This window comes from Vagococcus allomyrinae (genome assembly GCF_017829975.1).
In the GTDB taxonomy this organism is placed as follows: Bacteria; Bacillota; Bacilli; order Lactobacillales; family Vagococcaceae; genus Vagococcus_D; species Vagococcus_D allomyrinae.
The window spans coordinates 1-24,185 of sequence record NZ_JAEEGA010000024.1 but is presented as its reverse complement, the minus strand read 5'-3'; the positions used below and the strand labels follow the sequence as shown (position 1 = coordinate 24,185).

The following is a 24,185-nucleotide window of genomic DNA, read 5'->3' as shown; positions in this document are numbered from 1 at the left end:
AAATCGCCATAAACTACTGTTTTTGTTATAGTTAAAGGAACAGAAAGAGGTGATCTTTTTATGGAGTATATTTTTGGTTACGCCAGAGTAAGTACTCAATCTCAAGAACTTAATCGACAGCTGGATCTAATCAATGAAAGCTACGTAGTAAACAAAATGTATACGGAAAAAATATCAGGAAAACTAGCAAGTCGCCCGGCATTAGACGAATTGAAAAGTGTTGTCAGGAGAATGATACAATCGTTGTTGAAAGCTGGAGTAGGCTAGGAAGAAGTACAAAAGATTTACTGGAGCTGATGGATTACTTTGAAGATAAAAAAGTCAGGATCATCAGTTTGAAAGAACAATTTGATACCTCAACACCTCATGGGAGATTTGCTATTGGATTGTTTCAACTAGTCAATGAATTTGAAGTAGAGTTGACTAGAGAACGTGTTGCTGAAGGGATAGCGGCTGCAAGAGCAAAAGGACATGTTGGCGGACGTCCTAAAATCAATAAAACAAAAATTGAGAAAGCTATGAAACTCTATGATGAAAAAAAGTATACCATTTCAGAGATTGAAACCATAATGAAATTAAGCGCTTCAACGTTATACCGATACCTAAAACAAAGAGAAAGTGATGTATAATAAGGGATTCTAAGCCATTTTAAAAATAATATCCTAACAATTACCCATACACGACGTTTAAATCGCCTAATAAACTCTAAAAATACTAGTAACATTAAACTGGACATGATATAATAAAGTTACTAGTAACTTATGAAGGAGGGGATAACTTTGACGATTCAAGAAGCATTGAAAATTCTTGAAGAAAAGAATATTACAAGCAGTATTCAAATGCTGCGCAGATGGATACGCCAAAATAAAATCGAAGCAGTATTACCTTCAAAAAAAGAAGGTTATAAAATTGACGAAGCCTCCCTTAACGAGTTCATCGACTCAAAATTGGCTGAGCAACCTCCAAAGTCACTCGCAATAACCGCTAATGACTTAGAACGTAAATATTCGGAGGGCTATAACGCTGCTAAAGAAACCTATGAAATTCTCATCGAACATGCTGTAAAGGAACGGGAAAAACAGCTTATTTTGGAAGGGCTTAAAGAATATACCATCACTTATACCACTAAACAGCTCTTACATGGATTTGATAGACGTCAAGAACTTAATACACACTTCAAGTCTCTGGACATACATGCCCTTACACTAAACATTTTAGGAGCGTGGATATACGATGATCAGTTGGGAATTTTGTTTGATTATACATTCTTACCTTATCCAAATCGAAAAGTTGAAACTAGAGTGAGAGAATGGTATGCACAAGAACTAATGGATCATTTTGAGAAAAATAAATAATGTTACTAGTAATTTTATATGATTATGTGTCAAAAACGATAAGTATTGATAGTCTAGGGGACGATTGATAACAGCAGATGTCAATTTTAGTTTTATTTGGCAATATATCAAGAAAAAAATGACATTATTAGATTATTTGGTATAGTGATAGCTATAATAATTGATTATGAACGTATTGTCATCAATGGATAAATTGCCTTCACTTTCTAGATATTTAGGTAATAACGCAATTCCTTTGCCAATAGATACTAAATTTAAAATTGTTTCTAGTGAATCTATTTCAATTATGCGTTCTGATTCTTTAAACAATTGTAACGTCAGCTTTCTTAGTGGACACAACGTATCATAATTTATTAAGATTGGCAAACTGTTTTTTTTAGCAAGATCATTACATAAAAAAATGGTAGGTAATTGACGTGTAGATATCAGAGTAAACTCTGGTTTATCAAATTTTTGACAGGAAAAAGATAAATTGTATCGGTCCATAAGGACTAATTTAGCTACGATTAAAGGGATGGAAACAGTCTATTCTTTATATAAAAAAGTCGAAAAACTCTCTTCGACTTTTCAATATGCAATGAATCCAAATAATTAATGGAGGACCAGCTTAAAATGATTTGTTGAGAAGCGCTGGCTTTTTTTTTATAAGTTTGCAACAGAATCTGACTGGACTACTACATTGAAAATTATACGAAATAGGTTGTTAATTTTCGTTGAATGACAGTCAATAAGCGGTCCCAATAGAATGAATCTGTTAAATATTCCATATAGAAAAAAGCTTGAGAGCTTTTTTCTAGTTGCGTACAATCAGAAATAATCAGATCGGCTGTTTTCATCTGCTCTGTAAAGTGAAGTTGATTGGGGTTGAAAATTTGGAGTAATCGAGTTTTAATTATCGTATCTCCGATTGGATTATCAGAAAAGTGAATGGCAATGATCAGCGGACGAGTTGGTTGATTGGCTGATAAAAAGAGCCATATAATTAAATAAGCAGTATAGTCATTTTCACAAGAATAGCCGTGCCGTTGAGTGACTAGGCGAAACAATGAATTGATTTTTGCGAGTACCTCATCGGATAATAGATGCTCATTTTTATAAAAATTTAAACTAATTTCTTTGAGGAAATCATTATTAAAGGGCACACTAAGTTCGAGATTATGGAGAGTGAATAAAATCATATAGTAATAAAAGTCAATCGTCGATTTTGTTGTTGGTGATAATTCGAAATGTATTATTAAATGATCGTGGAGGTCTTGGCAATATTGAAATAGTAATGAGTGTTGGTCAGACAATGCCGTCACAATGTGCTGTTTGCTAACATCGTCATCTAAGGAGGGAATACTTATGCGCACTAAAAAATTGAAAAAAAGTTGTTCGGTATTTGGAAGTTCTTTTTCTTGATTTTCAGAGAGTATCCCTGAATAATCTTTGATTGAAACGATGATTTGAAGAATATCTGAAGCCGTATCTGATAACGTGATAGAATCGGATTGTTCCAGATGCCACTGAGTCACTTCTGTTAGGTATAGAAATTGCTTTTGTTTTACAAGAGAGGTTCCTGAAGGAAATAAATGCGCTATTTCTTCTTCTAATGAAGAGTCGGATTCAATTGTTTCCCCCTTCTCTATAGGGAAGAGACCTCTATAAAATCTCCAATAGAATAAGTAAGAGAAATAACGCATTTTCTTTTCATCGTATGAAAAATTGAGGCTATGTGATTGTTTTTGCCAATTGAAAGTTAAGTCAAATGGTGTGAGGACTGATTCTAACTGATATAGGTGCTTATACAATGTATTTGGTGTTAGATAAAGTGAATCGGCTAATTCAGTCACACTTGCATGGCTTTTTTTTAGCAGAGCGGACATAATACGTACTTTCACTGACTCTTGAGCATAAAAGCTTGTTAAGTACTCCATTAGGTAGCTTGGCACAGAGTCTTCGGACATTGTTAAGGTAAGCTTGCCTTGACTAATTATGACGCGATAGCGGGAAGATCCAGACATTTCTCGACAATCGTCGTCAAGTGATTGAGCATGGCGGATAATCGTTTTGGTTGAAACCTCCCATTTATTTGCTAATTCTGCTGTTGTTAGGCTATTATCATGAAGTAACAGGGAACGTAATAAATCTAATTTTTTTGTATGCGTATCCATTAAAAATAGTGACATCTATTTTCCTCCTTTTATATTAAACTAATTTTAGTTGAGGATACCTATAAAATCAATTAGTTTGCTTACCCATATTCTTCGTAGTATTAGTGTTCAAGTGATACATATTATAACGGTGAGTTGGAACAGCCATCTGAATTGCTACCTACTAGCATGTTTGCGCGTTTTAAGAGAGAGTCAAAACCCTGGATTATGTCTATTGTGTAGATTTTGTAGTTCCAATTTAATGCGGTATTGATTCCTAGTCGCCAATTTATATTCGAGAACAAGGAAGAGCGCGTTCATTTTAGCCTGAGAATAATAACGAGTTTGTTGAAAGGATCACTTTTTAATGATTACTTTAAATAACGTTAATTTATAAGTGAGGAAGGGATTTGAGAGAGTTGTAGTTGATACCAAAAAAGCCAAATTTATTTGGCTTGTAGTGTTAATAAAGAAGGACTTTTTATTTGATGTGGGTCAAGAAAAGTAGAAACTGTATTCCCCCCCTTAATATTAAGTGTATTTTATTAAAGGAGGCTAGTAAACGTGATTATCCACATCCGCGTAGTGGGATTTGTCGTTGACGTAGGTGTTTGTAGAGAGTGGGAACCGAAATCTGACAGTCGGCAACAATATCTAATACGGTATTCTCGGTTTCAATATATTGTTTAATTGCTTGATCGATTTTTTGAGTTGGACTGGGGCGTCCAAGTTTAACACCGTTTTTACGTGCAGCGCTAATACCTGCTAAAACACGTTCGCGAATAAGGGTCGCTTCCATTTCAGCAAAGGCTCCCATAATGGTGAATAACAATCGCCCTGTGGGGGTTTGTGTGTCGATATGATTTTCAATACTGACAAAATTAATGTGTTGTTTAGTAAAAGAATCAATTAAAGTAAGTAGATGCTGCATTCCACGAGCTAACCGGTCCAATTTGAAAATGACCAAAGTATCGCCAGGTTGAAGAACCTTTAATAACTGATTGAGAACGGGCCGATCCTCTTTTAATCCACTTTCTTGTTCCGTATAAATAGTGTCTACGCCATATGCTTTAAGTGCTTCTTCCTGAGAATCAAATTTTTGATGAGTGGTGCTAATACGTGCATAACCATAAGTGGCCATAACTTTACGTCCTCCTTTTTAAATGACTAACCCCTTCAGACTAACATGACCTAATACTTCGCTGTTTTGCTAAAGGTGACCCGTGTAAAGACTTTTTTATAAAAAAGGGAGGTTAAGATTCTTTATTTCATCAAACGTTTAGAGGGTTTTTGTTTTTTAGGAATTTGATATAACCGTAAATAGTTATATAAAGTAGGGATAGAAATTTGGCATTTTGCGGTTATTTCAGTAATGGTTAAATTCGAATGTAAATAAAGATCGATGGCTTTTTCAGCTTCTTTTGTCCGGGCAGGTCTCCCAAGTGTCTTACCGTTGTCTCTTGCAGCGTCAAGTCCAGCTAAAACTCGTTCTCGAATTAATTCAGTTTCCATTTCGGCGAAGGCACTCATAACGGTAAAAAAAAATTTCCCCATCGGGGTGGAAGTATCAATTTGATTCTGGATACTAACAAAATGAATGCCTTGCTGTTCAAAGGTGTCTAGCAAGGTGAGTAGATGTTTAGTTCCTCGAGCTAAGCGATCTAGTTTAAAAATAACAAAGGTATCGCCAGGTTGAAGGCTATTGAGTGCCCGATTTAGTTCATTTCGATTGGTTTTTTTCCCACTTTCGTATTCTCTGTAAATAGTCTCAACACCGTATTGCTCTAATGCCAGTTGTTGAGAATCAAATTTTTGATGAATCGTGCTGACGCGCATGTATCCAATAATTGCCATAAGTAATCTCCTGTTAAATTTAATTTAGTTCGTACTTTTTTTGTATAAAAAAAGTACTAAAAAATTATTATAGTAATAATTATCTAGTTAAAACCCTACTAAATAAGCCATTTGTTATTTCGTTTGTTTTGTGTTCATAAAAAGAGTGAAAAAATAGGTTGACACTACTACCTCTTTATATTAAACTATTGTTTTTTTAAAAGTCAGATAACTATCGTTATGTTTCAATCAAGCATGTGGTTAAATCCTATTACTATGGGATTTAGTCTTTTTTTTTAATTGAAAATCAGGCAAAATAATAGCATTTAATCTAACAATAGATTTGTTAAAAGTGAAAAGGGACGTTTTATATAAAAATGGAAGTTAGGCGGACAGAGTTCAAGAAAGATGGTTAGTCAGAACATGTTAAAGTATTGTGTGTGAACGAGTATAAAAAAAGACCCATTTCGTTTTGGAGAAAGGAGACCCAAATGTCTGTATACGGATATATAAGAAAAGAGTACCCATTGCCAACGGTTAAACAGGTTGATGAACTTAGTCGTTGTGAATTTGAATTTGATGAATTATACATAGAAGAACATGATTTGAAAAGCTACAAAGAATTAGAACAATTACTAAAAAGTGTGAAACCAGGGGATCACGTAGTGGTTTGTAATTTGAATGTTTTTTCAAAGGGAATGGCAGAATTCAAGCAACTTCTAATGCTACTAAGCGAACAAGGTATTCGATTGACCAGTTTACTTGAGGATATAGATACGGAACGTTCTCCTAATTTTTATTCGGATGTAATCAAAGTACTAGAAATAGAAGAACAGCATCGGCGATTTATTATTAAAACTAGTTTAGAAAAAGCAAAATTAGCGGGTAAAATAACCGGACGTCCTAAAATTGATAAGCAAGTGATTAATGAAATTAATTTCTTATTTAAACATAAAGGAAAAACAATGCGAGAAATTGCAGATATTTGTCACGTTTCCTTGGGGACTGTTCATAAGTACGTTTCTAATAACGAGACGAACGATAAGAATGAGGTTTCCTCTATCGTTAAATGATAATTCGGAATGAGGAAACATCAGAGTAGTGTGTTAATTACCACTACCTGAAGTAAGTCTAATAGTAGGAAGGAATAGAGAAACATGAGTCATAGGCGAGTCACAAGCAGTAAAAAGCCTCACAAAAAAAGACAACCAAATGAACGGATTCGTCCACCAACAATGGGGCACCGAGTTGGCTCTCTTTTATGGAATGTCGTCTTTTATGTAATATTCCTGTCGGTCTTGTTAGGTGCGTTACTTTTCAATTTTAATGATTCCGCTGATAAGTCTTTTTATGGTTACCGTTTTATGACAGTAAAGACTAATTCTATGGCCGCCCATCCAGATAAACCCAATTTAACAGATGGATTTAATGCTGGGGATATGATTGTGCTAAAACAGGTAAAGCCAGATGAGTTAAAAGCGAAAGATATTATTACGTTTTATCCTGTAGCAGGGAATACAGATGCTTTTTTAACACACAGAATTATTGAAATAGGAACTCCTGTGACAGATGGAGAAGGAAAAACAGTTGAAGGTTTGACTACACAGGGGGACGCTAATGATAATGCGGATATTCCAATCCAACAATCTCAAGTTGTAGGGAAGGTGATAGGTCATGTCGCATATGTAGGAACCTTTATTCAATTTGTCAGAGATAATCTAGTTGTTGTATTAGTGTTGATAAGTAGTGTCTTTCTAGTAATCGCGACACTTAAATATTATTTAAGTATCCCTAAGGAAGAGGGTAGAGACCGTGAATTTACTAGAAAAAAAAGGAAACATCCAACGTCTAAACGACGTAAAACTAATTGAGTTATAACGCTTTAACCCAAAGCTTATATAAATAAAAAAGAATGTAGGAGGTTTTTTTCAATGAATTTTTATGGAAAAAATAAGCAAAAGAAGAAAAAAGCAATTGTAACACTATCAGCATTAGCGCTAGTGTCCCTGCTCGCAGGAACCTTTGCTTGGACAAGCTACACGGAATGGAAACAGAACCACATGCAGTCTCGTGGATTTGAAACAGGAGAAGTCACGATTTCAGAAAAATTCCCAGATAAAGAAGTGAAGCCTGGTGGGACATTAGATAAGGATATAAACGTAGTTAATTCCTCGGATAGCAATGTATTTGTCCGGATTTCGTTTGAAGAAATGCTACATAAATTACAAAATGGGGCATTGACAGATGGATTTGATACTTTAGCGAATGCTAAATTCCCAGTGATTATCGATCACACTGAATACACAGGGGCAGGTTGGGTAGATGAAACAGCTAATTTGTTAATTGATGGCATTGCTCCGGCTAAAGCTCAACCGTCAGATGTAGGTTATAAATTATATGTTAATGGAAATAAAACGGCATTAGTGTATGTACGCGAAGCCAAGAAAGCGATGTTCCCTGATAATTATGATTTTTCAGCAAGCTCAACCCAAATTCCGGTTTATTCAGGAACGTTTGCAGCAGATGATGCACAAGTTGCTCAAAAAGTTATCGGTACATCTGTTAAATTAGCAACGAATCAATACGATTTCACAACACAAGCAAGTGGTGGCGATCTAAAATATTTTGGTTATGGAAAAGATCTTGATGGCGCTACGGAAGCAAACTGGGCAGGCGATGCAATTAAATTAGGGACAACAGCAACCAAACCAGCGGATCCTACTAAATCTAATTTAGATGCGAGTATTTTGTTAGCAATGGCAAACGTTGGAACAAACCCAGCGACAATCGCTGCAAAAGATTGGTTCTACAATGCAAATGATGGTTATTTCTATTACACAAAAAAACTATTGCCAAGTCAAACAACAGATAGTTCAGTCTTGCAATCAGTTACATTCCCAGGTAATGCAGGAGCAGACGAAACTTATGGTATGGCAGCCTACGACTTATGGGTGGGAATGGAAGCTATTCCGTCTTACCTAGAAGCCATGGAAGCAGCAGTTGATATCACACAAGACGGCAGAGGTGCTGGCGGTTGGGGATTAACTAAAACAGATCCAATGTATGTCTACTTTAAGACTATTGCAGACGCACAATAACCAGCTGAAGGAGGTATGAAAGATGCCATTAAAGCAACGTCGTATAAGAATAATGGTTAGTATCTTCTGCCTTCTAACAGGATTTTTCTTTGGAGGAGCCTCCGTACTTGCAAGTACGGAGGTTCTTCCAAAGGGAATTATTGTGGGGGATGATACTGGATTAAAAGTAGGTGAAGATGGAAAGTACTTCGTCGAACATACCGATATTAAACCGGGTTTAACATTTACCAAAGACATTACCATTAGTAATTATGCTCAAAAAGAAGGTAGTTATACGTTACGAATGGATATGAAGGAAGAAAAAACTAGTGGAGCAATCAATTTATTAGAGGCTATTACGGTCAAATTAGAATTGGCAGGAAAAGTTGTCTATGATGGCGATTTAATGGGGAGGCCAACCTCTGCTGACTATACTCTTCCCATTGAGTTGGGAGAATACTCACAAGGGGAAACGCGTCAGTTAAAAGCGACGTTTCAGGTCTCGACTCATTATTCAGTTGAAGAATGGGAGAAACCGAGTGAAGCTGATTTTTATTGGATATTTTATGCTACGAATGAATCAGAACCACTTAAGCCATCCAAAAAACCGTCACCCAAGCCTAAACCACCCTATTTACCTCAGACAGGGGAAGAGTGGCGTTGGTTAATAATTGGTTTCGGAATTGGCTTAATGAGTCTTACATTGAGTCTTTATGCTATAAAAAGAAGGCAAGTAAGAACCTAACCATACAACCCTATTGTATGGTTTCATGAACTGATTGGCACTCCAATCAGTTGATGAAACTATGGAATAAGTAAAAAGGAAGTGAACGGGTATGACACGAAAAAAACAAAAGAGAAGTGGACTGTCGTTAACAAATAATAAAGCTTTTTTTGGTAGTTTCATGGCATTGATTACGTTTGTTTTAATCATTAATGCCACCTTTGCTTGGAGTAGTTATGCGAAATGGCTACACAATAAGATGCAAAGTCCGAATGAAAAAGACATTCGAGTGGCTGTACAAGGGAATCTATCTGGAAATGTTTTAACCAATACGTCGGGATTATCGCCCCAAGTAAGGGTTAAAAATATAGGAGAAGCGCCTGCTTTTATTCGAGTGAGTTTAGAAGAAGTATTGCTGACGTTGGCGGTTGATACGACGGATCAAACAGGGAATGGTCATTTAGCGGAGTATGCAGATTTAGGTGGTAAGACAGAAGTCAAATTAGAGACCCCCTCTACCTGGCAAATTAATGCCCGCTATACCCCAGACAAACTTGTTTATTATGAAACAAAAAAATTAGCTACTTACGAGTATAAGCAAACAGAAACGAATCGTCCAATGGAGCTGGGGTATCTTGATTACACATGGGGAATGGTTGATCCTTTAACACCACCGGTAAGTGGGTATTGGTTATATGAAGAAATTAATGGCCGTGGGTACTATTTTTATTCTCAGAGTGTTCAGCCTGGCAATCAAACAACTGTTTTAGTTGATCAAGTTCACTTAAAAAACCGTGCGCCAAATGGGTTAAAAGGTAGTTTATACCGTTTAGATATTCATGCTGATGGTGGGCAGGTAAACGAGGGTGTTTATGATGACTGGGGGATCACTAAGCTTGTGGGAAATCGGATTTATGATTGTTATGAAGCTGTATTGGGAGGTGAGGGAACATGATGAGGAAAAAGGGTGTTTTTCCGATAAAGACAACTTTGTCCTTTCTATTAGGAACGTATCTGCTCTGTTTAAGTCTATCCTTACCTGAAACCAATGCTTATTTGAAAGATACTCAATCGGCGCCAATTATTAATAAATTAGGCGATTTAAAGGTGGCTATAACAGATACAGGAAATACAGCAACGACTAACTTGCCTATAGGAACAACATTGCCTAGAGAAGTGACTGTTCATAATCGTGGAAAAGAAGATATGTTCGTTAGAGTGCTTGTACATCCAGTCGTAACTGATGACAAACAAGTAAGTAAGGCAGTCTCTGTGTCAGATATCGTGGTTGATTTAGATACTCAGAAATGGAAAGAAGGAAAAGATGGCTATTACTACTATTTAAAGCGGTTAGGGACAAGTTCTACGACAAATCAGGTACCTCTTTTTACGGAAATTAAAGGAAGTTCGACAATGGTTGCACAAGATACTCTACAATTAATTCTGAAAGTAGAAGCAATTACGGTTCGAGATTATGCCTATCGCGAGGCGTGGTGGGAAGGAAACGTCCCAGTAAATGGGCAATTAAAACAAGTAGATGAGGCTTTGTCAGCCATAAGAGAATAGCCATAGTAATCGTGAGAAGGGATCTCCAAAAAACAGGATTTCTTTTGAGGATAGGAGAACAAACTAAATGAAAATAGGTTACTTTCGAGTAAAAGAATCAGAAAAAATACATCCTTATCAGGTTCGGCTAAAAAAAAGAGGCGCTCAGTTATTTTTTTATGATGTGGTAAATAAAAGTAGAATTTCGTGGCAGTCCTGTAGTCAATTGCGGGATGCGCTTGACATGGGAAAAGTGGATGATACTATCCTGCTATCGCAATTAGAAGATATTAGCCATCAACCAGAAGAATGGCTCTCCTTTTTAGATGATCTCATAGCAAGGGGGCTTAACTTGGAAGTGTTGGATTACCCCACTCTTCAGTTAGCAGACTGGGCTCAATTAATGAAATGGATGCAGGAAATTCCACAGCAAGTAAAAGGGGACATTAAAATAATTGGGATTCAGCCAGAAAGTCAAGAAGAGCGTCAACTGTACCGTGGCTTATCCTCGGTTCCAGAGGCGCGTCAAACGTATTGGCAAGTGTTCAGTGAGTTGGTATCAAATCGATCTATACGGAGAACGGCTAGGCGATACGGGATATCGAGAGGAACTGCCTACAGAATTAGCAAACAAGTTCAACAAGTGAAACACATTTTGTGGCTAGTCGGCACCTTCTTAATAACGATGTTAGGTCTTCAAATCGCTCGACACTATACAGATAGCTTCTTTCTTCAATTTGGAATTGGGCTCATCGCAACGGTTTCCATCATTTTATTTACTTATTCCGATATGAAAGAGGACTAGTTCGATCAGTCTAATAGAAGGAAGATGGAACCAATCAAAGGAGGAATATAAATGTTAAAGGTTCATCAAGTCGTATTCAATGAAACAATGATTTTAAATGAGGGGGCCTTTCTGTTAGTGAATGTTGAACCAATTTACGACGTACGGGAGTGTTCTAACCAAGATGATCAGGATGGGGAACAGGAGAAGAAACGTATTGGAACAAAGGTCATCGTTGCTTTAACAGGTCATCAGTTAGAAAAAATAGTGGTAACATTACCAGACATAAAGCTGGCCTGCAAGTCTCTGAATGAATTGGCTTTGGAAGAAGTAAGCTTCACTGATTTTTCAGGTATGTTTTGTAAAGAAAATACACATGAGGACTATGTCTTTAAAGCGACTGCAAGTCACCTAAAATTTGTTCACAGTCTGCAAGAACCGATAAAAACGGCAGAATAACAAACGGGAACAAACTAATTGAGTAGTGGCTTCTCTGTGTCTTGTTGTAGCTTGTTCATAAATGGCCAGAGTGGTCAATCGTTTATAGGAATGTGAGAATGGAAAAGGATGACGTCGAATGAAGCGAAAACGAATATCTTATGATGAATATGAACAATTAAAAGTCTCTTTGAAAGGACTAGCCTGGACGTGGCAATCGTATCAAGACCAATTTCCTAATGGCTGGTACGATTTTAAATATTCTCCTCGCCTACGACAGTTTATAGATTGCGATCAAGAAGAGTCTTTGTTATCTCAGGGCCACTACAAATCATTTCCTAAACGAGTTGTTTTTCCTCAAACGGTGTATAACGAGATAAAAGAGTTAACACTTATTCATGAAGAACTATTAGATGTATTAGCGCACCCACCCTATGGAACATGTCTTAGTTCACAACTGGAGAGCCGTAGTACTGTGCTGAAAAATAAATCAACGTTTCATGTTGAGTAAAAAGTTAAAGGTGTCATGAAAAGGAGGGCTATGTGGTGAAAATAGGATACACCATTCGAGGAAAAGAAGAGGAAGACATTCTGTTAAATGAGATTGGCTGTGAGAAAGTGATAACGCCTAGTTCTAAAGAATATTTGAAAGAATGGGAACAAGCTATCGCTTGTGCTCAGGGGCATGAGCTGGTTGTGATTAATCTATTGAGTACCGGTTTGTTAGTCAATCAGCTAGGCACTCAGTTAAATTTACTAGTAGAGGAGCCGACTGTGACGGTAACATTTTGGGAAACTACACAGATTACCTCTAGTTGTTATAAAGCATTACTTATTCAACTAGCTCAACAGGAAAAACAAGTGATGAGCGAGCGAACTCACGATGGGTTAGAAAAAGCGTATAAACTAGGGCGGAAGAGCGGGCGCCCAACAGTCAATGAAAAGACGATCAAGAAAATACAGTACTTACGAGCACAGAAAATGACATTTCGCAATATTTCTATTGAGTGTGGCGTATCTTTAGGAACCGTTCACAAATATATAAACTTACTAGAAGATAGTCATCATATGGAACACTCAGTACTAAAATGAAAAGGGGAAATCAATGACTATTTATGGGTATGTAAAACGACAATTCCCCTTAGCAACGAATGAGCAACTGAAGATTGTCATGGATTACCCTTGTGCGGCGCTTTTTATTGATGAGCGTTATGAAGAGAAAGAACTTCATGAATTGATGAATCAACTAGATTCGGGCGATCAGGTGGTCGTTGCTAGTCTTCAGGTGTTTGGGAGTAATGTTGTAGAAGCAAGTGAAATTCTCACTTACTTAAAGCGAAACGGTATACAAGTATTAAGTTGGAGCACTTACTTGCATTTAGATGGCCATCGGCCTATAACCGGTTTATTTTAAGCAAGATAGACAAACTGAAAAAGATGGGGGAGTTACGTGATAAAAGATAAATGGAAAATAGTGGGAATTAGTCATTACCACGATGTTGTCACCAGCCATGAGGGGGTTAGTCAGCGGCTGGTACTTGATCGAGTGACTTTTGGTCAGCCATTCGGTGAAATCGTTGGCGTTATTGGGAGCAAAGGAGCGGGGAAAACAACTCTTGGCTCTATATTGTTAGGAGAAATTTCTCCTTCTGAAGGATTTGTATCAGGTAGTGTTGAACAAGTAAGGCGATTGTCGTTACCAGACAGTCGAAATGGTCATCAAACAGGTGAGCTCTATATACATAAACAATTAGTGGAATGGGGAGTTCCACGCAAAAAACTATCAGAATTGAGTACAAAAATCAGCGAATTTTCAGAGTTGGGCCCACGGTTGTCTGATACGATATCTCACTATACATTAGAAGAACAAGCTCAACTTTCAATCAGTCTACTGTTACATATGACACCAACCATGATTTATATTGAAGAAGAATTATTAGTAGTAAAAGAAGATTTTTTTATTAAAGTCTTTCTTTTTTTAGAAAAATTAAAAGTAATGGGCGCCAGTATCTGGATAGAAACAGAGACAATTAAACGAATAGAAAGCTATTGTGATAAATTGGTATGGTTAGAATTTGGAAAACTTATGAAGTATGGGGATGTTCTAGAAGTGTTGCTGGCTTACGATGATTATTATTTTAACATTCAGCGTATGTCTCATAACGAACAGCAGACTTTTTGGTCAGAGGGGTATCAGCTTCAACTGAGGAAACAAATGCATTCAAAAAAGGACACTAGCAAGGAAATCAACTTGGTAGAAGAAAAAAAGGAGGAAGAGCTGTCTTTACAACTTGATAAAGAGCCGACCATAGACGATCCGCTATTGTTGACCTCCCCCCCCACCTCAAAAGGAGAAAGGGGGGAAGGTCTCATAAAAACACGAGCACAAAAAAATAAAAAAAGTCCCCATGTAAAATCACTTAGAAAAGTGGCAATTTTAGCTGGTTTGTTAGGAGGCTGTGGAATGTTAGTTGTTTTTTCGCTTCCAAAAGAGGACGTGACTGTCTCAGTTTCACATAGGAGTACCAGTCAGTCAATAACAACTCCTACCTTTAGTACGGTGATGCCAACGTTTGATTCTACTAGTTCAGTCGAGCTACCTCAGACCTCGCAAACAGACAAACAACATCAACACTTAGTAACATCAGGAGAAACACTGTCATTGATTGCGGCTAACTATGGTGTAACGCTAGATGCCTTACAACAGGCTAATAATTTGACGGACACGACTATCTATGCAGGGACTTACCTAACTTTGCCGAAGGAGGCGATTCTTTCGATTATGAGTGAAGAAGAGTCGAAAGAATCTACTGATAATGAAGTGGTTGAACCTGAATTAAGTGAGCCAGCTCCGTTAGATCATATCGTTGTTAAAGGAGAGAGCCTTTACAAAATTGCTCAGCAATATCAGGTAGATGTGATGGCCATTCAAGCGGCCAATCATTTACAGACGGAAGAGTTAAGTCCAGGCCAAATGTTGATAATTCCTCATTAGAGAAAGAGTCGCCATGAGTCAGAAGCTTCTTTCTGTTCGCACAATGAAAGGAGACGTGCCAATGAGCCTATTACAAGATAATCTGACTGACACAAGTGATTTAGTAGACAGTAAGTCGGGTCATTCTGTCACCCAGTCTGATTTTGAATTACAAGAAGTAGTAACAGCAAAGTCTAAACTAGAGAAGCAACTCCAACTAACGACAGATATCAATCGGCAATTAGTAGTGGTCATTCGTCAACTAGAACAGCTTTTAACAAAAGAGGGAAGTTTATCTAACCCGTTGATTCAAGAACAAATTGACATCGGAATTTTACTAGGAGGTGTCTTAGAAAGTGGACGTTCTATCGATGGGATGATTGGCCATTATTTGATTAGTGCGAAAAAGGAAGCCAGAGCAATTGTGCAGCAAGCATTAGCTTTATCAGATGCCTTATCGGAATCGAGTCTATCAATAGTTGAGCCATACTCACAACGTGGTTCGAGTAAACGAATAAGACGAGAAGCACGGTCAAAAACGGAAAAACCCTTGCAAGCCCTAAATGAGTATCAGCAACAACTAGTGAAGGTGGCGATAGCGAGTGAGGAGGCTTGTTTTCATTTAAATAATCTCTTGGATGGACAAACACAGACAATGAGTCAGCAAGAGAGTAACCAGAAGAAGGAGGACAAGATGTGACAACCTCATTGAAGGAAACAGGGAATGACTTGAAAGAAACGATGGATATGATGATCATGTCTTTTCAAGAAGTACTAAAGGAAAAGAACTGCCGGTTAGCAGAAATGGAACAAGCATTGATGGCAGAGCAACAAATGACAATTGAAGCGAATCAGCAGATCAGCCAATTAAAAGAGGTACTGAAGAGGGGCTCCTCAACAAGCGAAAAAATAGGATTTAGTAATAGATAATGAAAATAATTACTTTTTACCGGTTACTATTAGTGGTCCAATTGATTCTATGGAGCTATAAGATATAGGAGGAAAAATAAAAAAATGATGAAACACAAAAAGATAATAAGAAAACTCATCCTACTTGGTTTGTCTGTCTTCTTCTTATTTGGCGTCAGTCACTACTATAAAAAAGAGAGTCACTCATCTAAAATAAGTGCGCATCCGACTAATAAGGTGAAGTTAGATTCAGGAGTAGCCGATGAATATAACTTACAAGAGGACGACACTAAGTTATGGGAGACAATATTAACAAGTGACCCTTTGTATAAGGGATATGTTCAAAATGAGGTTCCAAGTGTTTCGGTGTCAAAAGGAGTATTAGGTGCGTATAGCACTAAGCAGCAAGATGTTGTTTCAATGACAGAGTACTTAGGAGACAATAAATATTTGATGAGCATTGCAACAAGAAACGACAATGATGCTATTCTAAACACGGCACCTGCTAGAATGACATTAACTATTGCGATTTTCGATGGTAAGACTGGGGAGATCACAGATAATAAAAATATGGTAACTGGAATGCCCACAGATACCAATAATACTATTGGTAATGGTCCACAAGGAGATTATGCAGGTGGAGAGTCCCCTTTTTTAAAAGAAACTGATGGATCGTATAGCTATATTTACACTGGAAGATCAAATAATATTCTTGTGGGAAATAATGCATTAAGAAAAATAAATTTTAAAGTGGATGCTCTAAAAAAAACTATTCAGAATGTTAACTGGCAAGATATTACTCAAAATATTACGACTAATAATCAGTTATCAACTCTTATAAAACCGTTTGTTGGTGAAACTGGAAATCAATATTATTCTTACGGATACGTAGATAATAGGAATGGAAATCCAAACGAAGGGAATGATATACTGTATTTAGAAAATAATGTATTTAAATTGAAAAAGCACTTAAAAATACCCAACAAAATTAATTATCTGAAAGTGGGAGGAACTTTTTGGGGTTCTTGGTTATCTTCTCCAGGATATGATAGTGTTAATGGTGGTTTTTTTGGGAAAATGGACTTTAGAAATACTATTAATCAATACAATTCATATCTAGGTCATTGGAATGACAATGGAGAGTTATTGGAACTTGTTCCCATGGGAGAAAACATTGTTCAGACAGGATTAAGAACTTTTAGAGTGATGGAAGCAATTTCAACAACATCTGAACTCTATTTAACGAAAATTTACGCAGAAAAAACCGAGCTTGTTAAACAAGATTTACGAATGGGTTATGGTAGTAATAAACAACAGGTATTGTTGAGTTTTCCGAAAAATAGCAGTATTGGTGTCTCAGAGACTTTATCAAATTTTGGTAAATATATGATATACGGTCAATATGGAGATAATGGGGGAGTACTTGCTGAATATGGAATTAAAAAAGGCGATATCTATATAGGAGTTGTTGATGAAGACTTTAACATTCTAAGTGCTCGTGGTATAAATGCAACAGGAACTGTAAGTATTTCAAATATAATAGCGGGCCAAGATACGGATAACTTATTTCTATATGGGTATGGTACTTCTAGAGATTTTACAAACAAACCAAAAGATGGGTGGAAAGAAAGTTATCCTGGATCTACAGTCACGGAACAGAATGCGCTGTATGGACTAATCAAATTAGTACCCGACTACGCTCCAGCTATTAAATCAACATCTAATCAAATAAATATTGAAAAAAAGTCAAAAGAACAGATACAACAAGAATTATTAACAAACGTTTCAGTCTATGATAGTTATGAACTAAGTCCTGGTAACCTATCAGGACAAAAGGATATGAAGTGGTTAAGAGAACGTATTAATAAGAATCCGAATAAAATTGTTTATGATGCTGATGGGGTTGTACGAAATCCCAATATAGATTGGGATACACTTGGACTAGACACAACAAAAACAGGGCCACAACATGTAACATTTTTTGTCTCAGATGATAATAAAAAATCAAGTGTGACGTCTAATGTCATTAATGCCCTCACAGATAAAACCAAAGAAAAAGATAACTATTATTTAGATGTGGCTAACTTTTCTATTCATGTAGATGATGTAGCGACTAGTTTATCAACAGATGATGCAATCAAAAAACTAGCCCAAACTAAAGCATGGAACGGAAAAGACGCTATCTATGATGAGGATAGTACTAAATCTCCCCCTCTATTGAGTTCTAAGGTAGTATTCACAGATACTAATCAGTTAACAACACTGCGACAGGCAACAGTAGCTAAACCTTATCCATTAGATATTGAATATAAAGGTTCTACGACAACCACTGTGAAAAATCGGATTTGGGTATTTGTAACAGATGATCGCACGGTCGTAGATGAGGCTAATGACGTCGTCATCTATGCAAAAGACTATACTCAAGAATTACGTTTGGCAGATCAAGAAACTAATAACAAAATTTGGGTAAATTCAGAGATTAAAGTGTATCAATTTAAAGCTAACGCTCAAACTGGCGATGTTCCACCAGTTTTAGCTGATAAAGATAATATTACGGGCCTTGGAGTTAATTCTACAGATAAAGCGACAATTAATAGTGCGACTTTGCCGGGAGACTATCCTAATATCCGTTTAACGTTTACAAAAAAGGGAAAAGTGATAGAAGCACCTATTACAATTAAATTAATTCGAGACCCCTTAACCATTCATTATCAACAAGTTGTTATAAATAGGCGAAATGAACTGGTCGTACCAACAGAAGGATTTGCGAAAGCCATTAATGGAAAAGATGCCCTTTTAGGAACCACGACATCTACAAAGGAAGAACTATCTATTAAAGGACCTTCACGCGATGGTGATATGTCAAGTTATAACAAAATCTTAGTGTCCTTAGCGGATGATCATTGGTATTATTATATTATACCAGTGATACCAGAATACTATGAATGGGTGGGCTTCCAACTAACGGATACGAATCTTCCACATAATGAGTTAAATAAGAGCACTGGTCAGATTGTATTAAATGGCAAATCACAGTCAGAATACTGGGTAACCGTCTATTTGACTCCTAGTTTCTCCAATTCAGAAACACCAAGATACTATGGCTGGAATTATGGTAAGAATGGAATATACGAGATCAACCCATAAGTATAATGTGTTTATTAAACAGTAATTCATACCAATGTTCAAGTTGATAGACAACAATAGTCAATAAAGTAGAATTTTTAGTAAGAGGAAAAAAAGAAAAGAGGGCGGGGCGAGCAAAGTTTTTCTAAAGAGATCATCTAGTGTAAATAGAAAGAAATAGCGTCTAAGGGGAACAGTTATGATCCATTTAAAGGCAAATAGTTCAAGAAAGACATTAGTCTGATAGCCGCAGGCTGCTATCTATGGTACCAACGTAAGTTACCGTAGCGTTTTAGAAATTCTTCGTGAAAGTAGAATTTCTGAAACGCTACACAACTATCTACTGGTGAGGACGAGAGTATAGTAAATCGCTCAATGTCTTTTAAAAAAACAAAACCGCATGGTAGGTGACTCTTGAGGAATGGATGAGGTTTACATTAAAGTGAAGGCCAAGTGGCACTATTCGTAACCTACGATTGCCTCATCAGAGCTGACCCACGATATTTGGCTATATAAGAACCGTGATAGTCAAGCAGCCTGCATCTTCCTCAAGCCGTTAAGCCAACCATTTGGTGAACCGGGGTTGCTTGACACGGATAAGGCGCCATTGTTGGTTTACACTTTCAGGTAGCTAAAAATCTGATGATTTTTGTGAGTTCGTGATTCACCGACCCTGTAAATACTTAAATAATATCATCGTCCTATCAAGAAAAGACATAAGTTTTATCGGTTCAGAAGGCCCACTTCTGCTATAGTTAAAGGGATAGCGAGGATTCATTGTATACAAAAAAAGTCGAAGAAAATTCTTCGACTTTTCAGTATACAATGAACTCAAACAATTAATGGGGATACCGGCTTAAAATGACCTGACGAGAAACATTGCCTTTTCTTATTTATAGCTTTGCAACAGAAGCATATTTGATGAGTTGATTATTGCATCAGATGATTTTTTTTATTACTACGACATTTGAATGATTGATTCTGAACCTGCATAACTATATACAGAGAGTTATTCTAAAAAAAGAAAGTGAGAAAAGGGGAGTCGAGTGTGTTAAACAAAGTTAATTGGAAAGAAATGTGGCTAAGCGTAGGGGGGATGACAGCTTTTTACTTATTGTATAAGCTAATAACGTTAGCAATTCTATATTCAAATCCAGGTTTACAAAGTAAACCATGTTATCAAACAATTTATTTTATAATAGTATTAATTATTAGTTTAGGAGTATATCAACTAAGTAATAGACTATTCAACAAAAAAATAAACTTTGGCATTAATTTTAATATTTTATTAAAAACAAAAGGCTTAATATTTATTGTACCTATGGTTCTATTTGGCATAGATTTTATAGCTGAGCTACCTCAAGTAATTAACCAGCCTTTTATATTAGTCTTAGCATCACTTTTTAGTGCTTTAGGAGCTGGGATATTCGAAGAAATAAGAGACCGAGGATTTGGAATAAATGGTCTATTTTTAGCGTTACCTTATTCTAAATGGAAACCACTATTAATAGCGTTAATTAGTGCACTATTCTTTTCCTTAACTCATTATTTCAATTTATTATTGCCAAATGCACCAACTATATTAGCTGTGAATCAACAGGTTTTTTATGCTTTCTTTTTAGGTCTCTGTTTAGCCGTGTTAACATTAAGGACTGGGTCGATATTTTATAGTATACTTTTTCATTTTATGAATAACTTTACTCTATGGACTCCCACAGCTGATATTGCTGGATCTTCTCAATGGGGTTCACTCATTATTATTTATGGAGTCGTACCACTGATTTATACTTTGTGGTGTCTTAGACCAAAAATGATGGGTGAAAATTTGCGATTGTTTGAATGAAAACTATTTTCAATAGATAACACGAATATCATTCTTAGTACTATTTTTATGACTCCTCGAATATTTTATCATCTTTGTTTTTACCTAAAGCTTATTTTTTTGGTTCTGTTGCAAAGTTTTTCTAATGGGACTATCTAGTGTAAAATGGAAAGAAATAGCATCTAAGGAGAATAGTCATGGCTTATTTAAAAAGCAAGTAATTCAAATAAGACATTATCATGGTAGCTGTAGGCTACTATCTACGATAGAACTTAAGTTATCGTGACGCTTTAGAAATCTTTCGTAAACGTGGGATTGACGTCTACTATGCCACTGTTTACCGATGGGTTCAAGAATATAGTCGAGTCGTCTAACTGTCTTTGGAAAAAAAGAACTCGAGCAGCAGGTGATTCTTGGCGAATGGATGAAACCTACGTTAAAGTGAAGGATAAGTGATATTAATTGTATCGTGCGATTGACTCTTTGGGGCTAACACTCGATATTTTGCTACGTAAGAAAAATGACAGTCAAGTTGCGTATGGATTTTTCAAGAGAGTAATCAAACAATTTGGTGAGCCGAGGGTACTTGCCACGGATAAAGCTCCATCGCTGGCTTGCTCTTTTAAACGGTTAAAATCTGATGATTTTTTTGAGTCAACGATTCACCGGAGCAGTAAACACTTGAATAATATCATTGAACAAGATCACCGGCCTATCAAGAAAAGACACAACTTATATCGGTCTATAAGGACAGATTCTGCTGCAATCAAAGGAATGGAAACTATTCAGGCTCTATACAAAAAAGCTGAAAAGATGAAAATTTCTTTTGCTTTTCTGTGTGCAGTGAACTCAAACAATTGATGGGAAATATTGTTTATAATCCACCTCCATGGGACGTTCACACTTATTCTAAACTATGCAACAGAACCATTAATCTAATATTACTAGAGGAGATAGTTACTATGAAATTTATTGATTTAAAATGTTCAAATTGCGGTTGGAAATTAACATTAATAAATGATAATTTGCTAAAATGCAACTCTTGTCAATCAGAATTTATTATTGATGATGAAAAAAATATTACCAATAACTATACAATTAATAATACTCATCAAAAGAAAGCGATTAGCCACCTTCCAATAATCGCTTTCTTTATTCTTGCAACTTTGAGCGTTACAATTTTTTTTATTTTAGGTGTTACTCCTAAAATAATCGGACGCTCTCCCAATTCAATTAGTAAGATTGACACTTATTCTTATCGAGAAAAGCCAGAATCTGAGGCAGGCATAGCTTTTACAGAACAGATTTTTCGAAAATCTATTGATAAAATTCAAACTGAGGAGTTAAAAAAGATTAAATATCTATCTGTGAAGCTTTCTGAAGATAAAAGCAATGATGTTTGGAGCGTTTCTTATAGCTTCGAAGTATGGAATAATCCTTATAATTATTTTGAAACAGAGGAAGTTATTTTACCTTATGATTTGACTTTAGATATCTTAGACTTTACATGTTTTAGCGGATTAACATATCTGAATTTTAACAATACTTCCAATATAGAAGGGAGCTATAATTTTTCCTTAAAAAAACTTGATCAATTAACTTTTTATGGAGGTTATTTTAATCAATCATTAGATGATATTATGGGTGCATTGCCTCATCCTAAAAAGTTAAAATATTTGAAAGCGCAGATTAGGAATGATAGCCAGCTTCTACGTTTACAGGAACTTACTAATTTAGAAAATTTAATAGTTACCTACTTAGCTGAAGAAGTTACTCCTAATAAACTAAAAGAGCTAGACAAGCTTACTTCTCTAACTATAAATGGTTATTATCTAAAAGATATCTCGTGGCTATCAAATTTCAATAATTTAGAGAGCTTGTCACTTTTTAATGTATCAAAGGTTTCTGATTATTCAAGTTTACACAGTTTGACAAATTTAGAAAATTTGTCGATAAACTCTGGTGATATGTTAAAGGATACTAGTTTTATTAAAAATATGCCTAAGTTAAAAAGGTTGACCTTAGAAGATACAGCTATTCATAATATTAGAGATATAGCTGATAAAGAAACTATAATTTCCTTACATTTATCAGGAAATAATATGCTTAATAATATCGAAGAAATTGCGTCATTAAAAAATTTGAAAACGTTACATTTTGAATCTAATTCAGATAATATTCGCACTGCAGATTTAGATAGTCTAAATCACTTAACAGAGGTGACCATTTCTGGGGGATTTTTAGAAATCATAGAAAGATCACTTACTATAAAGGACTTATCAGTTAGAACGAGAAGTGATTTAGATTTAGACAATTTAAGTAAGTTACTAGAACTAGAAACATTGACAATAAAAAATTCTTCTAACCTTCTAAATCTATCTTCTCTTAGTTACTTAGATAACTTTAAAAAAATAGTTCTTCAAGATAGCACTATTGATTTTGATAGTATTTCTGAACAAATTGAACTTATGCCATCAATTGAAGAGCTATCCTTACTAGACTCTTATTTAGCGTTAGGGAGGCTGAATCAATTACCTTTCCCCAACTTAAAATATCTTGAAATAGACGAGAATTCATATTTTTCTGTCTGGAAAGATAATAAATATATGTCTTCGTTTGATTATGGGTTAACTTTACTACCAGATAAGATCAATAGTATGACTAACCTAGAAACTTTGATTATTCCAAATAGTCAGTTAAATACCTTAGACTTCGTAGATTCTTTTTCTAATTTACGAGTTTTGGATGTATCTAACTCTTATATCACTGATGTGGAACCTTTAAATGCTTTAAGTAATTTGGAACTTTTAAATATTTACAATACTCCTATAAATAATTTAGATATTTTATCCGATAAAGTGTTTACTATTAGGTAAATTGGTTCTGTTGTAACGTTTTTTAAAAGGGTCCATCTAGTGTAAAATGGGGCCACTTATTAAAGTAAATCGAATTGAAAAACGGTCCACTTTCACCACAATAGAAGTAGACATATTTCTATTGGAGGTTCAAGGAGAGACAATCATTTTGGATAAATTAACCATTATACGATTAAAAGAAGCAGGAAGATCCAATCGTTCAATCGCAAAACAGTTGGGCATTACTGGAACCAATACCTAAAGAATCCGGAAGATCTTGAAGTAGCCCTGATTCTTTAGCCGCCAAGGATAAATTATTAAGCGCACCAACTTTTGATACAATTGAAAGATCACACAGAAAATATACGCCAGAAATCGATAAGCGCCTTGATGAGATCACTCTGTCGGAGATTGAAATTGGGACTGCATAAGCAACGAATGCTTTTAACGGGAATGAAAAAGGGCATGTTGAACAGAGTCTCAAATACATGCTTATGTCAACTCAATAACGGTCCACTCTACCAGTTGAAAATAGGTCCACTTAAATTGACTATTTAAGCCATTCTTTTGTATCTTCAACTCTAAATGATGTCCCACTCATATCTAGAACG

General features: G+C 35.9%; 22 protein-coding genes and 3 pseudogenes. 22 read left to right on the top strand and 3 right to left on the bottom strand.

Going from position 1 to position 24,185, the window contains the following annotated elements:
* Positions 1-60 precede the first annotated feature (60 nt).
* The 3 genes and pseudogenes from I6N95_RS27880 to I6N95_RS24850 all read left to right on the top strand — a co-directional run.
* A pseudogene (locus tag I6N95_RS27880) lies at positions 61-413 on the top strand (recombinase family protein); the annotation flags it as partial.
* 105 nt (positions 414-518) lie between these two features.
* The gene (locus tag I6N95_RS27875) at positions 519-629 is read left to right on the top strand and encodes a helix-turn-helix domain-containing protein (RefSeq protein ID WP_245249872.1); all 111 of its coding nucleotides are present in this window, start codon (positions 519-521) and stop codon (positions 627-629) included.
* A gap of 150 nt (positions 630-779) precedes the next feature.
* On the top strand, positions 780-1,355 hold the full coding sequence (locus I6N95_RS24850; protein WP_209532569.1) for a hypothetical protein: 576 nt from the start codon (positions 780-782) through the stop codon (positions 1,353-1,355).
* A gap of 686 nt (positions 1,356-2,041) precedes the next feature.
* Here I6N95_RS24850 and I6N95_RS24845 read toward each other — a convergent pair.
* The 3 genes from I6N95_RS24845 to I6N95_RS24835 form a co-directional block, all read right to left on the bottom strand.
* A complete protein-coding gene (locus I6N95_RS24845; RefSeq protein WP_209532567.1) occupies positions 2,042-3,523 on the bottom strand; it encodes a helix-turn-helix domain-containing protein in 1,482 nt (493 codons plus the stop codon).
* A 532-nt stretch (positions 3,524-4,055) separates the two neighbouring features.
* Complete coding sequence (locus tag I6N95_RS24840; protein WP_209532565.1) at positions 4,056-4,628, bottom strand: recombinase family protein; 573 nt, start codon at positions 4,626-4,628, stop codon at positions 4,056-4,058.
* Between the two features lie 122 nt (positions 4,629-4,750).
* Positions 4,751-5,341 (bottom strand): recombinase family protein, encoded by a 591-nt coding sequence (locus I6N95_RS24835; RefSeq protein ID WP_209532563.1) that lies wholly within the window; start codon positions 5,339-5,341, stop codon positions 4,751-4,753.
* 470 nt (positions 5,342-5,811) lie between these two features.
* Here I6N95_RS24835 and I6N95_RS24830 point away from each other — a divergent pair, with 470 nt between their 5' ends.
* The 19 genes and pseudogenes from I6N95_RS24830 (at position 5,812) to I6N95_RS24745 (ending at position 23,595) form a co-directional block, all read left to right on the top strand.
* Positions 5,812-6,393, top strand: coding sequence for a recombinase family protein (locus tag I6N95_RS24830; RefSeq protein WP_209532561.1), 582 nt, complete (start codon positions 5,812-5,814; stop codon positions 6,391-6,393).
* An 84-nt stretch (positions 6,394-6,477) separates the two neighbouring features.
* Positions 6,478-7,191, top strand: coding sequence for a signal peptidase I (locus tag I6N95_RS24825; RefSeq protein WP_209532559.1), 714 nt, complete (start codon positions 6,478-6,480; stop codon positions 7,189-7,191).
* A gap of 60 nt (positions 7,192-7,251) precedes the next feature.
* Positions 7,252-8,418: a hypothetical protein gene (locus I6N95_RS24820; RefSeq protein ID WP_209532558.1), complete on the top strand. Its 1,167-nt coding sequence runs from the start codon at positions 7,252-7,254 to the stop codon at positions 8,416-8,418.
* A 22-nt stretch (positions 8,419-8,440) separates the two neighbouring features.
* Positions 8,441-9,142: an LPXTG cell wall anchor domain-containing protein gene (locus I6N95_RS24815; RefSeq protein ID WP_209532555.1), complete on the top strand. Its 702-nt coding sequence runs from the start codon at positions 8,441-8,443 to the stop codon at positions 9,140-9,142.
* Positions 9,143-9,233: 91 nt separating this feature from the next.
* On the top strand, positions 9,234-10,076 hold the full coding sequence (locus tag I6N95_RS24810; protein WP_209532553.1) for a hypothetical protein: 843 nt from the start codon (positions 9,234-9,236) through the stop codon (positions 10,074-10,076).
* Entirely contained in the window at positions 10,073-10,687 is a 615-nt protein-coding gene (locus I6N95_RS24805; protein ID WP_209532551.1) for a hypothetical protein, read from the top strand. Before I6N95_RS24810 ends, I6N95_RS24805 begins: the two co-directional genes overlap by 4 nt.
* Before the next feature lie 67 nt (positions 10,688-10,754).
* A complete protein-coding gene (locus tag I6N95_RS24800; protein ID WP_209532549.1) occupies positions 10,755-11,471 on the top strand; it encodes a hypothetical protein in 717 nt (238 codons plus the stop codon).
* 51 nt (positions 11,472-11,522) lie between these two features.
* Complete coding sequence (locus tag I6N95_RS24795) at positions 11,523-11,909, top strand: hypothetical protein (protein ID WP_209532547.1); 387 nt, start codon at positions 11,523-11,525, stop codon at positions 11,907-11,909.
* 118 nt (positions 11,910-12,027) lie between these two features.
* Positions 12,028-12,399: a hypothetical protein gene (locus I6N95_RS24790; RefSeq protein ID WP_209532545.1), complete on the top strand. Its 372-nt coding sequence runs from the start codon at positions 12,028-12,030 to the stop codon at positions 12,397-12,399.
* A 35-nt stretch (positions 12,400-12,434) separates the two neighbouring features.
* Complete coding sequence (locus tag I6N95_RS24785; RefSeq protein WP_209532544.1) at positions 12,435-12,980, top strand: recombinase family protein; 546 nt, start codon at positions 12,435-12,437, stop codon at positions 12,978-12,980.
* 13 nt (positions 12,981-12,993) lie between these two features.
* Positions 12,994-13,302, top strand: a complete 309-nt coding sequence (locus I6N95_RS24780; protein ID WP_209532543.1) for a recombinase family protein — start codon at positions 12,994-12,996, stop codon at positions 13,300-13,302.
* A gap of 36 nt (positions 13,303-13,338) precedes the next feature.
* Positions 13,339-14,883 (top strand): LysM peptidoglycan-binding domain-containing protein, encoded by a 1,545-nt coding sequence (locus tag I6N95_RS24775; RefSeq protein ID WP_209532541.1) that lies wholly within the window; start codon positions 13,339-13,341, stop codon positions 14,881-14,883.
* Positions 14,884-14,944: 61 nt separating this feature from the next.
* A complete protein-coding gene (locus I6N95_RS24770) occupies positions 14,945-15,562 on the top strand; it encodes a hypothetical protein (RefSeq protein ID WP_209532539.1) in 618 nt (205 codons plus the stop codon).
* Complete coding sequence (locus I6N95_RS24765) at positions 15,559-15,792, top strand: hypothetical protein (protein ID WP_209532537.1); 234 nt, start codon at positions 15,559-15,561, stop codon at positions 15,790-15,792. Before I6N95_RS24770 ends, I6N95_RS24765 begins: the two co-directional genes overlap by 4 nt.
* A gap of 84 nt (positions 15,793-15,876) precedes the next feature.
* Positions 15,877-18,918: a hypothetical protein gene (locus tag I6N95_RS24760; RefSeq protein ID WP_209532534.1), complete on the top strand. Its 3,042-nt coding sequence runs from the start codon at positions 15,877-15,879 to the stop codon at positions 18,916-18,918.
* Between the two features lie 213 nt (positions 18,919-19,131).
* Positions 19,132-19,757 (top strand): annotated as a pseudogene (locus tag I6N95_RS27265) (DDE-type integrase/transposase/recombinase).
* A 188-nt stretch (positions 19,758-19,945) separates the two neighbouring features.
* A complete protein-coding gene (locus tag I6N95_RS24755; RefSeq protein WP_209532532.1) occupies positions 19,946-20,740 on the top strand; it encodes a CPBP family intramembrane glutamic endopeptidase in 795 nt (264 codons plus the stop codon).
* Positions 20,741-20,958: 218 nt separating this feature from the next.
* A pseudogene (locus tag I6N95_RS24750) lies at positions 20,959-21,585 on the top strand (IS6 family transposase); the annotation flags it as partial.
* 96 nt (positions 21,586-21,681) lie between these two features.
* On the top strand, positions 21,682-23,595 hold the full coding sequence (locus I6N95_RS24745) for a leucine-rich repeat domain-containing protein (protein WP_209532529.1): 1,914 nt from the start codon (positions 21,682-21,684) through the stop codon (positions 23,593-23,595).
* The last annotated feature ends 590 nt before the right edge of the window (positions 23,596-24,185 follow it).

Excerpts from the sequence above, each read along its gene's own strand:
- I6N95_RS27875 (WP_245249872.1), top strand. The coding sequence starts at position 519 with ATGAAACTCTATGATGAAAAAAAGTATACCATTTCAGAGATTGAAACC.
- I6N95_RS24845 (WP_209532567.1), bottom strand. The coding sequence starts at position 3,523 with ATGTCACTATTTTTAATGGATACGCATACAAAAAAATTAGATTTATTA.
- I6N95_RS24840 (WP_209532565.1), bottom strand. The coding sequence starts at position 4,628 with ATGGCCACTTATGGTTATGCACGTATTAGCACCACTCATCAAAAATTT.
- I6N95_RS24835 (WP_209532563.1), bottom strand. The coding sequence starts at position 5,341 with ATGGCAATTATTGGATACATGCGCGTCAGCACGATTCATCAAAAATTT.
- I6N95_RS24830 (WP_209532561.1), top strand. The coding sequence starts at position 5,812 with ATGTCTGTATACGGATATATAAGAAAAGAGTACCCATTGCCAACGGTT.
- I6N95_RS24825 (WP_209532559.1), top strand. The coding sequence starts at position 6,478 with ATGAGTCATAGGCGAGTCACAAGCAGTAAAAAGCCTCACAAAAAAAGA.
- I6N95_RS24820 (WP_209532558.1), top strand. The coding sequence starts at position 7,252 with ATGAATTTTTATGGAAAAAATAAGCAAAAGAAGAAAAAAGCAATTGTA.
- I6N95_RS24815 (WP_209532555.1), top strand. The coding sequence starts at position 8,441 with ATGCCATTAAAGCAACGTCGTATAAGAATAATGGTTAGTATCTTCTGC.
- I6N95_RS24810 (WP_209532553.1), top strand. The coding sequence starts at position 9,234 with ATGACACGAAAAAAACAAAAGAGAAGTGGACTGTCGTTAACAAATAAT.
- I6N95_RS24805 (WP_209532551.1), top strand. The coding sequence starts at position 10,073 with ATGATGAGGAAAAAGGGTGTTTTTCCGATAAAGACAACTTTGTCCTTT.
- I6N95_RS24800 (WP_209532549.1), top strand. The coding sequence starts at position 10,755 with ATGAAAATAGGTTACTTTCGAGTAAAAGAATCAGAAAAAATACATCCT.
- I6N95_RS24795 (WP_209532547.1), top strand. The coding sequence starts at position 11,523 with ATGTTAAAGGTTCATCAAGTCGTATTCAATGAAACAATGATTTTAAAT.
- I6N95_RS24790 (WP_209532545.1), top strand. The coding sequence starts at position 12,028 with ATGAAGCGAAAACGAATATCTTATGATGAATATGAACAATTAAAAGTC.
- I6N95_RS24780 (WP_209532543.1), top strand. The coding sequence starts at position 12,994 with ATGACTATTTATGGGTATGTAAAACGACAATTCCCCTTAGCAACGAAT.
- I6N95_RS24770 (WP_209532539.1), top strand. The coding sequence starts at position 14,945 with ATGAGCCTATTACAAGATAATCTGACTGACACAAGTGATTTAGTAGAC.
- I6N95_RS24760 (WP_209532534.1), top strand. The coding sequence starts at position 15,877 with ATGATGAAACACAAAAAGATAATAAGAAAACTCATCCTACTTGGTTTG.
- I6N95_RS24745 (WP_209532529.1), top strand. The coding sequence starts at position 21,682 with ATGAAATTTATTGATTTAAAATGTTCAAATTGCGGTTGGAAATTAACA.